This is a genomic window from Flavobacterium cheonanense (assembly GCF_039539185.1).
Classification (GTDB): Bacteria; Bacteroidota; Bacteroidia; order Flavobacteriales; family Flavobacteriaceae; genus Flavobacterium; species Flavobacterium cheonanense.
The window spans coordinates 324,240-335,888 of the sequence record NZ_BAABCT010000001.1; the positions used below are offsets into that span (position 1 = coordinate 324,240).

At 30.3% G+C, this 11,649-nt stretch carries 12 protein-coding genes; 8 read left to right on the forward strand and 4 right to left on the reverse strand.

The window, feature by feature from the left end; all coding sequences use genetic code 11:
* The 3 genes from ABD766_RS01585 to ABD766_RS01595 are packed head-to-tail and all read left to right on the forward strand — an operon-like array spanning position 1 to position 4,077.
* Entirely contained in the window at positions 1-882 is an 882-nt protein-coding gene (locus tag ABD766_RS01585) for a cation diffusion facilitator family transporter (protein ID WP_298308376.1), read from the forward strand.
* Positions 875-1,867 (forward strand): type I glyceraldehyde-3-phosphate dehydrogenase, encoded by a 993-nt coding sequence (gene gap, locus ABD766_RS01590; RefSeq protein ID WP_344815069.1) that lies wholly within the window; start codon positions 875-877, stop codon positions 1,865-1,867. Before ABD766_RS01585 ends, gap begins: the two co-directional genes overlap by 8 nt.
* 41 nt (positions 1,868-1,908) lie before the next feature.
* On the forward strand, positions 1,909-4,077 hold the full coding sequence (locus ABD766_RS01595; RefSeq protein ID WP_344815070.1) for an ATP-binding protein: 2,169 nt from the start codon (positions 1,909-1,911) through the stop codon (positions 4,075-4,077).
* A 33-nt stretch (positions 4,078-4,110) separates the two neighbouring features.
* On the opposite strand, the gene ABD766_RS01600 is transcribed toward ABD766_RS01595, so the two are convergent.
* Both ABD766_RS01600 and lpxK read right to left on the reverse strand, forming a co-directional pair.
* On the reverse strand, positions 4,111-4,923 hold the full coding sequence (locus ABD766_RS01600) for a purine-nucleoside phosphorylase (protein ID WP_344815071.1): 813 nt from the start codon (positions 4,921-4,923) through the stop codon (positions 4,111-4,113).
* Positions 4,895-5,911, reverse strand: a complete 1,017-nt coding sequence (gene lpxK, locus ABD766_RS01605; RefSeq protein WP_344815072.1) for a tetraacyldisaccharide 4'-kinase — start codon at positions 5,909-5,911, stop codon at positions 4,895-4,897. The genes ABD766_RS01600 and lpxK overlap by 29 nt, the downstream gene beginning before the upstream one ends.
* A gap of 49 nt (positions 5,912-5,960) precedes the next feature.
* Here lpxK and ABD766_RS01610 point away from each other — a divergent pair, with 49 nt between their 5' ends.
* From ABD766_RS01610 to rluF, 5 genes are all read left to right on the forward strand, one after another.
* Positions 5,961-6,524, forward strand: a complete 564-nt coding sequence (locus ABD766_RS01610) for a hypothetical protein (RefSeq protein ID WP_344815073.1) — start codon at positions 5,961-5,963, stop codon at positions 6,522-6,524.
* Positions 6,525-6,551: 27 nt separating this feature from the next.
* Positions 6,552-7,646, forward strand: a complete 1,095-nt coding sequence (locus tag ABD766_RS01615) for a Nif3-like dinuclear metal center hexameric protein (protein WP_344815074.1) — start codon at positions 6,552-6,554, stop codon at positions 7,644-7,646.
* A 3-nt stretch (positions 7,647-7,649) separates the two neighbouring features.
* Positions 7,650-8,429, forward strand: coding sequence for a zinc ribbon domain-containing protein (locus ABD766_RS01620; protein WP_298306941.1), 780 nt, complete (start codon positions 7,650-7,652; stop codon positions 8,427-8,429).
* 34 nt (positions 8,430-8,463) lie between these two features.
* Entirely contained in the window at positions 8,464-9,303 is an 840-nt protein-coding gene (locus ABD766_RS01625) for an alpha/beta fold hydrolase (RefSeq protein ID WP_344815075.1), read from the forward strand.
* A gap of 82 nt (positions 9,304-9,385) precedes the next feature.
* Positions 9,386-10,177 carry a 23S rRNA pseudouridine(2604) synthase RluF gene (gene rluF, locus ABD766_RS01630; RefSeq protein WP_344815076.1) on the forward strand — a complete coding sequence of 264 codons (792 nt, stop codon included), beginning with the start codon at positions 9,386-9,388 and terminating at the stop codon, positions 10,175-10,177.
* 30 nt (positions 10,178-10,207) lie between these two features.
* Here the strand turns inward: rluF and ABD766_RS01635 are convergent, their stop codons facing one another.
* The gene (locus ABD766_RS01635) at positions 10,208-10,699 is read right to left on the reverse strand and encodes a GNAT family N-acetyltransferase (RefSeq protein WP_344815077.1); all 492 of its coding nucleotides are present in this window, start codon (positions 10,697-10,699) and stop codon (positions 10,208-10,210) included.
* 1 nt (position 10,700) lies between these two features.
* Positions 10,701-11,585 carry a bifunctional 5,10-methylenetetrahydrofolate dehydrogenase/5,10-methenyltetrahydrofolate cyclohydrolase gene (locus ABD766_RS01640; protein WP_344815388.1) on the reverse strand — a complete coding sequence of 295 codons (885 nt, stop codon included), beginning with the start codon at positions 11,583-11,585 and terminating at the stop codon, positions 10,701-10,703.
* Positions 11,586-11,649 lie beyond the last annotated feature (64 nt).

Below are 11,649 nucleotides of genomic sequence, written 5' to 3' on the forward strand. Positions count from 1 at the left end.
ATGTCAAGAGATTTAGCCAACCAACAAGCAGCCATCAAAGCAACCTATTTTAGTTTAATAGGCAATGCATCTTTAGCTGTAATTAAAGGATTGGCAGGTTTTTTTGGCAATTCTTATGCTCTAATTGCTGATGCAATTGAATCAACAACCGATATTTTTTCTTCATTTTTAGTATTATTTGGAATCAAATATTCCAGCAGACCAGCAGATGAAAATCATCCTTATGGACATGGACGTGCCGAACCTTTGATAACATTTATTGTTGTTGGTTTTCTAATAACATCAGCAACAATTATTGCTTATGAAAGCATTTTAAATATCGGAACACCACATGAATTGCCGAAATCTTGGACCTTAATTGTGTTAGGATTAATAATTGTTTGGAAAGAAATCTCTTTTCAATTAGTTATGAAAAAAAGCATCGAAACCAATAGCTCTTCACTAAAAGCAGATGCTTGGCATCATAGAAGTGATGCAATAACATCTGTTGCAGCATTTATAGGTATTTCTATTGCTCTATTTCTTGGAAAAGGATACGAATCTGCAGATGATTGGGCAGCGCTTTTTGCTTCAGGTTTTATTTTATATAACAGCTATTTAATTTTCAGACCTGCTTTGGGCGAAATAATGGATGAGCATTTATATGATGATTTAGTTGAAGAAATAAGAACCGTTTCGCATAAAGTGAAAGGTGTAATTGACACTGAAAAATGTTTCATAAGAAAAGCTGGAATGAAATATCACGTTGATTTACACGCCATTGTTGATGCTACCATTTCTGTAAAAGAAGGTCATGATATTTCACATCGTTTAAAAGATACTTTGCGTGAAGAAATTCCACAATTAGGTCACGTTTTAATACACATAGAACCCAATGACTAAAACAAAAATTGCCATAAATGGTTTTGGAAGAATTGGAAGAAATCTTTTCAGATTACTTATCAATCACCCAAATATTGAAGTTGTTGCCATAAATGATATTGCTGATAATAGAACTATGGCACATTTAATAAAATATGACAGCATTCATGGTGTTTTACCTTATCAAGTTTCATTTGATGAAACATCAATAATCGTTGATGGAAAATCATATGCCTTTTATCACCAAAAAGAAATTTCAAATCTAAATTGGAATGGAATCGATATTGTAATTGAATCTACAGGAAAATATAAAACTTTTGACGAAATTAATGCTCACATCATTTCTGGTGCCAAAAAAGTAATTCTTTCTGCACCTTCAGAAGTTTCCGAAATAAAAACTGTGGTTCTTGGAGTTAATGAAAGCATCCTTGACGGAACAGAAAAAATTATTTCCAATGCAAGTTGTACTACTAATAATGCAGCTCCAATGATGAAAGTCATTAATGATTTATGTGGTATTGAACAAGCCTACATTACAACTGTTCACTCTTATACAACTGACCAAAGTCTTCACGATCAACCACATAAAGATTTACGTCGTGCTCGTGGAGCAAGCCAATCCATTGTACCAACAACAACTGGTGCAGCAAAAGCTTTAACAAAAATATTTCCAGAAATGGAAGGAAAAATTGGAGGTTGTGGCATTAGAGTTCCTGTTCCTGATGGTTCGTTGACCGACATAACTTTTAATGTAAAACGAGCTGTTTCTATTGAAGAAATTAATGAAGCATTCTTAAAAGCCTCTCAAACAAATTTAAAAGGAATTCTAGATTATACTGAAGATCCTATCGTTTCAGTAGACATTCTAGGCAATAGAAATTCTTGTCTTTTTGATTCACAATTGACTTCTGTAATCGATAAAATGGTAAAAGTTGTGGGTTGGTACGACAACGAAATTGGTTATTCATCGAGAATAATTGATTTAATACTACTTATTCAAAAATAATTTCTTTATTTTAGACCTCGAAAAAAAGGAATTTTCCTATTATGAGGTATATTTTTGTTTTATTTTTTTTACTTCCGATAATTTCATTTTCTCAAATAAAAAATTCTGAGAAAATTGATAGCACTAATTATTATATTGATTTAGTGAAGTTTAACCAGAAAAAAAACAATTATAGAAATTGCCTTATTTATTCTCAAAAAGCATTAGATTTTGCGAATAAAACCAACAATCAAAAATCAATTGCTGATAGTTATTCTAACTTAGGAGTTATATACTTAGAATTAAAAAAAATTGATGATGCTATAGATGTTTTTGTAAAAAGCATTGCAATTTATGCCACATTACCATTCTCCTCTCAACAAGCATTGGCTCATTACAGCATAGGCGTTTGCTATCTTGAAAAGAATAATTTAGCTATGGCTGAAAAGAATTTCAATACCGCTGGAGTTATTTATGAAAAAATCAAAATTCCTAGTGCAATTGAAATGCTAAATCTTCAAAAAGGAATTGTTTATAAAGAAAAAGGCAAAATTCACTTAGCAATGCCTTTATTTGAAAATATTATAATAAAAAAAGACACTAGCGATACTTATAAAACTAAAGCTGAAGCATTATACCAAGTAGGAACAATTGAATTTGGGAAAAAGAGATATAACTTAGCTATTAATTATTTCAATAGAGCTCTTGAAATAAACAAAAACAATTTAGAACAAAAAGCTAATATAATTTTGGCGCTTAGTGAGTGTTTTGAAAAATCATTGAATATTGAAAAGTCGCATTATTTATTGAAACAATATCTAAGATTGAAAGATAGTTTAACCTATTTAAATGATAAAAAAATAGGGAATGAAGATTTTGCTTCTTTCAAAGATTCCGAAAAATTAAAACTGATTGAACAAATTGATAAAGACAACAAGAATCAAGAAAAAGCGAATACTTTTGCTAAGCTTATAAGCATATTGGCTATTGCACTAATCTCAATTTTGTCACTCTTAAGTTTGTCTTTGTATAAAAACAATGTACTAAGAACAGAATCTAATGCTTTACTAAAAGAAAAAAACAAAGAGCTGGAAATAGCAAAAGAGAATGCCGAAAGAGCAACCAAAGCTCGTTCAGAATTTCTTTCTACTGTAAGTCACGAATTACGAACTCCTTTAAATGCAATTAATGGGATTACACATTTATTATTAGAAGAAAATCCAAAAGATAGCCAATTGAATTACCTTAATTCATTGAAATTTTCTGGAAATTATTTAATAACATTTATAAATGACATATTAGAGATTAATAGAATTGAATCAGAAAGAATACCAATTGAACAAATTAATTGCAACTTAAAACTTCAATTATCTAATATTCAAAAATCTTTCAAAGAAATTGCTCAAGAAAACAATAATACATTTATCTTAGAAATTGAAGATACTATTCCCGATAATTTAATTTGTGATCCTACAAAGCTGTCTCAAATTTTTATTAATCTAGTTAGTAATTCATTAAAATTTACTAAAAATGGTTATGTAAAACTAATTGCTAAACTTGAAAAAGTTGAAGACAAAAAAATACAAATCCAATTTAAAGTTTCTGATAATGGAATTGGAATACCTGAAGATAAACAAAATGAAATTTTTGAAAGCTTTTCTCAAGGTTCAATAGAAATAAATAGAAAATATGGTGGTACAGGACTTGGACTAGCCATTGTAAAACGATTAATAGAATTATTGGGAGGAAAAATTCAAATTAATAGTAAAGTTGGATTGGGAACTACTTTTTCATTTTCGCTTCCATTCGAAGTTGGTAAAAATGAAATCGTAGAAATAAAAGAGCAAGCCATAGATAATGCCGCAATTGAGAACAAGAAAATTCTATTGGTAGAAGACAATAAAATCAATCAAATGATTACCAAGAAGATGATTGAAAACAAAGGTATGTTCTGCAAAATATTAGATAATGGTGAGGATAGTGTAACTTATTTGAAACAAAAAAATGATTATGATTTAGTTTTAATGGACGTTCACTTACCAGGAATAAATGGCACAATAGCAACGCAACAAATTAGAGAATTCAATACCGAAATTCCAATTATTGCACTTACAGCAATTTCACTAAATGAAAACAGAGAAATGCTCCTTTCTTATGGAATGAATGATGTAATCACCAAACCATTTGATCCAGAGCAATTTTATAAAATCATTGCAGAAAATTTATTATAAAAAAAAGACGCTTTTGATAAGCGTCTTTCTTTTTTAATATTGTTTGATTAGCTCTTTTATCAGTAATCTAACACTTGGTTCGGCTTTTTGAGCAGCTTTTAGAACCTCTTCGTGGTTTACTTCTTCAATGTTTTCTTCGTCTCCCATATCTGTAATAACTGAAAGACCAAAAGTTTCTAATTCCATGTGGCGTGCAACAATAACTTCTGGTACAGTTGACATTCCAACGCAATCAGCACCAATGTTTTTTACCATCTTGTATTCTGCTAAAGTTTCAAAAGTTGGTCCTTGTAAACCCATATAAATTCCATCATGAACTTCTATATTAGCTTCACTTGCAATTGCTTTTGCCTTTGCAATCATTTTCAAACTATAAGGTTCGCTCATGTTTACAAATCTTGGTCCGAAACGTTCATCATTTTTTCCACGCAATGGATGTTCTGGCATCATGTTGATATGATCTTTTATCAAAACTATTGAACCAACTTTATAATTAGGATTAACGCCACCAGATGCATTAGATACTATCAATTTAGTAACACCCAAATATTTCATAACTCTCACGGGAAAAGTCACTTGCTTCATATCATAACCTTCATAGAAATGAAATCTTCCTTGCATTGCAACAACTTTTTTATCACCAATTGTTCCAAAAACTAAAGCTCCTTTATGACCTTGAACCGTTGATACAGGAAAATTAGGAATTTCAGAATAAGGCATCGTAAATTCAATTGCAATATCATCTGTAAAGCTTCCCAATCCTGAACCTAAGATTACTCCATATTCTGGTGTGAAACCTGTTTTTTCTTTGATGTAATTAACGGTTTCTTGTACTTGTTCCCACATAATTTAAAATTGTTTGGTTAAAATCATCACCTTTAGAAATGAAACTACTTTTAATAGGTAAATAAAAAAGTGATTTCAAATTCTGATTTTTCAATCTAACGTAATCCTTTTCTGTTGTGATAATTAACTTATTGTTTGCTTTATTTTTAATTTCTTCAATATCTTTTTCTGAAAAATGATGATGATCTGGATAAACTAGTTTTACATTTTTTTCAGCCTGCAAATATGCAAAAAAGGGTTCGGGTTTTGCTATTCCAGCTAAAAGTAATTTATCAACATCAATTATTTCCTCAACTTTTTTAGATTCAAATTCGTTATAAACTTCTGAATCATAATCTATAAAACTAAAAAAGATTGGAACATTTAATCCTATCTTTTTAATGATATTTTCTTGTGCAAGTTCCGATAAATCTTTGGGACATTTAGTGATAATTATCACGTTTGCTCTTTTCGCTCCGCTTCTACTCTCTCTTAAATTGCCTGTTGGCAGCATGAAATCATTAAAATACAAATCATCAAATGAAGAAAGTAAAATGTAAAATCCAGCTTTCACTTTTCTATGTTGAAAAGCGTCATCTAATAAAATAACTTCTGGTTTAGTATCTAATTTTAATAATTGCTCTATTCCATTTTTTCTTTGAGCATCGACTGCTACATGAATATTTGGAAATTTTTGATGAATTTGAAATGGTTCATCACCCAAAATTTCAGCATTTGAATTTGAATCTGCCAAGACAAAACCTTCCGACTTTCTTTTATAACCACGACTTAGTGTTGCAATTTTATAATTTGACGAAAGCAAACGAATTAAATATTCAATTTGAGGCGTTTTCCCAGTTCCGCCGACACTAAGGTTTCCGACAGCAATTATAGGAATATCAAACGAATAGGATTTTAAAATTCCTTTATCAAAAAGAAAGTTTCTGATGGAAGTTATCCAACCATAAAGAATTGAAAAAGGAAAAAGTAAATACCTTAAAATAATCATAGTACGAAAGTATAATTTTTTATCTTTGAATTGAAATTAATTTTACAAAATGAACTTTAGAATTAAATTATTATTTGCTTTTATCTTTTGTTTTCAAATTGGATTTAGCCAAGAAAACAACGATGTTGCAATTTTAAAAGTGCTTTTATCAAAATATTACGCCAACGAAAAAGTAATTGTAAAAAACAGATTACAATTGCTGAGTTTCTATTGCAATAAAGCTCCTAATAATGAAGAAACTTTAGAAGTAATTGCTAAAAGCGATTTACTAAAGAAAAATGCTCAAGAAATAAAAAATCAAATTAATATCAAACTAAACGAAAATTGGTCAAAGGAATTTGATTTACTTTTTACAAATCAAAATCAGTATTTGAAAAGTAAAGTCAATAATTGTTTGAGTTTGGAAGAGTTTCAGAAAGTTTCTGATAGGTTTCACGACAATAATCAAAGGTTAATGATTGTAGGTAAACCCATGTATTTTGCTCAAAAATATTGTTTAGTAAAAGTGGCTTTTTACAGAAGTATTGAGCATAATTCAGGAAGCTTTTTCTTATTTGAAAATACCAATGGAGTTTGGAATATTAAAGAAGTTTTGAACGAATGGGCAACTTGATTTAGATTGCAGAACACAAAATAAATTATGAAAATAAAAGAAATACTCACAATTCTTGAAGAAATGGCTCCTTTGGCTTATGCTGAAGATTTTGATAACGTCGGATTATTGGTTGGAAATCAAAATGATGAAGCTATTGGAGTTTTAGTTTGTCATGACGCTCTTGAAAGCATTATTGACGAAGCCATAGCCAAAAAATGCAATTTGGTAGTTTGCTTCCATCCTATTCTTTTCAGTGGCTTGAAGAAAATTACTGGAAAAAATTATGTAGAACGTGCTGTTCTAAAAGCTATAAAAAATGATATTGCCATTTATGCCGTTCACACTGCTTTGGATAATCATAAGAATGGTGTCAACAAAATTTTCTGTAATGCTTTGGGTTTGAAGAATACTAAAGTATTAGTTCCTAAGCAAAATTTCATTCAAAAGTTGGTAACTTATACCATTCCTGAGAATGTTGAAAAAGTACGCAATGCTTTATTTGATGCTGGTGCTGGAAAAATTGGTAACTATGAAGATTGCAGTTTCAACTCTCAAGGAATTGGAACTTACATGGGAAATGAAAATAGCAATCCCGAAATTGGAGAACGATTTGAATTTGTTGAAGCGCAAGAAATTAAAATCGAAGTTACTTTTGAAAAACATTTGCAAAGCAAAATTTTGAAAGCTCTTTTTTCTAATCATGTTTATGAAGAAGTAGCTTATGAAATTTACGATTTACAAAATTCTCATCAAAATATTGGCTTGGGAATGATTGGTGAACTAGAAAATCCAATGTCTGAAATTGACTTTTTGGAATTTGTAAAAGACAAAATGCAATGTGGAGGAATTCGTCATTCGCAATTACTTGGAAAACAAGTTAAAAAGATTGCCGTTCTTGGTGGTTCGGGAAGTTTTGCTATAATAAACGCAATTCAATCCAATGTTGACGTTTTTTTAACATCTGATTTGAAATATCACAACTTTTATGAAGCTGAAAATCAGATAGTTTTAGCCGATATTGGTCACTTTGAAAGCGAAAGATATACAAAAAATTATATTGTTGATTTTCTTAAAGAAAAAATTACTAATTTTGCAATCGTTTTATCAGAAGAAAATACAAATCCAGTTAAGTACTTATAAAATATGGCTACTACAAAAGAATTGAGCGTTGAAGAAAAATTAAGAGCGCTTTACGATTTACAAATAATCGATACTAGAATTGACGAAATCAGAAATGTAAGAGGTGAATTGCCTTTAGAAGTGGAAGATCTTGAAGATGAAGTAGCAGGTTTGACTACTCGTTTAGAAAAACTACAAAGCGATTTAGTAACTATTGAAGATAGTATTAAAGCTAAAAAGAATGCTATTGAAAATCATCAAGCAGCAATCAAAAAATATACTGAACAACAAAAAGATGTTCGTAACAACAGAGAATTCAACTCTTTAACTAAAGAAGTAGAATTTCAAGAACTTGAGATTCAATTAGCTGAAAAGCAAATTAAAGAATTGAAAGCTTCAATTGAACATAAAAAAGAAGTGGTTTCAAATTCTAAAGAAAAATTAGAACAAAAAACAACTCACTTAAAGCACAAAAAAGCTGAATTGAACGACATTATGGCTGAAACTCAAAAAGAGGAATCTTTCTTGATAGAAAAATCAGCTGAATATGAGCAACAAATTGAAGAGCGTTTATTAGCTGCTTACAAAAGAATTCGTTCTAGCGTGAGAAATGGTTTGGCTGTAGTTTCTATTGAACGTGGAGCTTCTGCAGGTTCATTCTTTACTATTCCACCACAAACGCAAGTTGAAATTGCTTCAAGAAAAAAAATCATCACTGATGAGCATTCTGGAAGAATTTTAGTTGATGCATCGTTAGCAGATGAAGAAAGAGAAAAAATGGAAAAAATATTCGCAAAAATGTAATATCTTGAATCCCGATTAACGTCGGGATTTTTTTATGGAAAAAACTATTCAATTTTTTATTGTAAAAAGTGTTGGATTGTACATCAATACACTTAGTTATATTGCTCCAAAAAAAGCATTCGCATTAGCGTATAAACTCTTTAGTCAACCCAGAAAAGGTAGAATTACCGAAAACAAAATTCCGAAAACATTACTTAAAGCAGAACATGTTAGCCACAAGCATAATGAACATGAATTTCAAACTTATATTTGGAAAGGTAATGATGACATCATTTTACTGATTCACGGTTGGGAAAGCAATGCATCTCGTTGGAAAAAATTACTTTCACATTTAAAGAAAACTGGAAAAACAATTATTGCAATTGACGGTCCAGCTCATGGAAAAAGTAGCGGAAAAGAATTTAATGTTCCTACTTATGCCGAATTCATTGATGTTGTTGTTCAAAAATACAATCCAAAAATTGCTATTGGACATTCTATTGGTGGAAATGCAATTGCTTATTTTCAGGCGCACTACAATCATAATTTTGAAAAGATAGTTTTACTTGGTGCGCCTTCAGATTTTAAAGTGATTTTAGATAATTACATTAAAATGTTAAGTCTTAACAAACGTATTCATCAATCTTTAATCGATTACACTAAGAAAAGATTCAATCTAACTATAAACGATTTTTCGGCTTCTAAATTCTTAAAAAACAGTTCCATTGAAGGAATTGTAGCTCATGATGTTCAAGACGCTGTGGTTTTATTTGAAGAAGGAAAAAAGATTTCAAAAGCTTGGGAAAAAGCACAATTTATTGATACAAAAGGACTTGGACATAGTATGCATGATGCTTATTTATATCAAACTATAGTAGATTTTGTTGAGAAATAATTTTTTTATTAAGTAAAATGTAAAAAAAGATTCCTACGGAATGATAAATCGGTTTTCTGAAAAATAAATCTATCTTTGCATAATGGAAGAAAACCTAACTCGTATCAACAAATTTCTATCAGAAACTGGATTTTGCTCACGTCGTGAAGCAGATAAGTTAATTGAGCAAGGAAGAGTTACGATTAATGGAACTGTGCCAGAAATGGGTACTAAAATTGCACCAACAGATGAAGTGCGTGTTGATGGAAAATTAGTTAGAGAGAATAATAAAAAACGAGTTTATCTTGCTTTCAATAAGCCGCCCGGAATTGAATGTACAACCAATCTTGAAGTAAGAGATAATATTGTTGATTACATCAATTATCACGAACGTATTTTTCCAATTGGTAGATTAGATAAAGCCAGTGAAGGTTTGATTTTTATGACTAATGATGGCGACATTGTAAACAAAATTCTTCGCGCCAGAAACAATCACGAAAAAGAATATATAGTAACTGTAAATAGACCTATAACTGATAGGTTTATAGATAGAATGGCTAATGGAATTCCAATTCTTGAAACGGTTACTAGAAAATGCAAAGTTGAACAAGTTAGCAAATACGTATTTAGAATTGTACTTACGCAAGGACTAAATAGACAAATTCGTAGAATGTGCGAATATCTTGATTATGAAGTAACAGCTTTAAAAAGAACTCGAATCATTAATATTTCATTGGATGTTCCATTAGGAAGATATCGTGAACTTACTGAAGCCGAAATTACACAATTAAATCAATTGATAGAGCCTTCAAGCAAAACAGAAGAAGCAAGTTTACCGAAAGTAACTCCAAAAATTTCATCTCAAACTCGAAGAGATTTTAGAAAAAGACAATAAAAAAACTCCAACAGAAAAGTTGGAGTTTTTTTAGCATTCAATTTCCATAACATAATCGTCCATAATGTAGTTATTTCCTATGTCGATTACTTCTTCTTTTATAATTTGGAAACCATATTTTTGGTAAAAGTCTTTAGCTTTATTGAATTTATTCACATTCAAAAACAAAGCTAAATTATTCGATAGAACAACTTTTTCTTTAATATAGTCTATTACTTGCTTTCCTATTCCTTTTCCTTGAATTTCTGGTAAAACATATAATTTTTGAAGTTTTGTTTTATTTGAATTGTTACAATTTAATTCATAAGATGCAAAACCTATAAAATTTTGATTATCCTCTATCAATAGAAAAATATGCCCATCATCAAATTGTTTTTCTAAAGAATCGACAGAATAAATCATCTTTAACATATAGTCTAATTGCGCTTTAGAAAGAATAGTTTCGTAAGCATTAGGCCAAATTTTATATGCCAAGTTTTTAACTATTACTAATTGTTCTTTAGTGGCAACAACAATGTTCATACTATTTTTTTAGGCGTTTTTGTTCTCTTGCTAAAAGTGTATTTTTCAATAACATAGCAATAGTCATTGGTCCAACTCCACCTGGAACTGGAGTAATAAATGATGCTTTTTTAGAAACATTTTCAAAGTCAACATCACCTACAATTTTATATCCTTTTTCAGAAGTTTCGTCAACAACACGAGTGATGCCAACATCAATAACAACCACATCATCTTTAACCATTTCGGCTTTTAAATAATTTGGAACTCCTAATGCTGTGATAATAATATCAGCTTGTGTTGTAATTTGGTTTATATTTTTAGTGTGACTATGTGTCAAAGTAACTGTAGAATTTCCTGGAAAGTGATTTCTTCCCATCAAAATACTCATTGGACGCCCAACGATATGACTTCTTCCAATAATTACGGTATGTTTTCCATCTGTTGGAACATTATATCGTTCTAACAATTCCAAAATCCCAAAAGGAGTTGCCGGAATAAATGTACTCATATCTAAAGCCATTTTTCCGAAATTTTCTGGGTGAAAACCGTCAACATCTTTACTTGGATCAATTGCATTGATAATTTGTTGTGTATCGATTTGTTTTGGAAGTGGTAGTTGCACTATAAAACCATCAATATCATCATTTTGATTTAATTCATTAATCTTCTTAAGCAGTTCTGTTTCAGATGTTGTACTTGGTAATTTTATCAATGTAGATTCAAATCCAACTCTTTCGCATGCTTTTACTTTGCTTCCAACATAAGTCAAACTTGCTCCATCATTTCCAACAATTATTGCTGCTAAATGAGGAACTTTTTCGCCTTTGTCTTTCATCTTTTGAACTTCAGCTGCGATTTCGTTTTTAATATCTTCAGATACTTTTTTTCCGTCTAAAATGGTCATTGTAGTTGCGTGTGTTGTGTTGTTGTTATAGTTACAAAAAAGACGCGATAAATCGCGTCTTTCC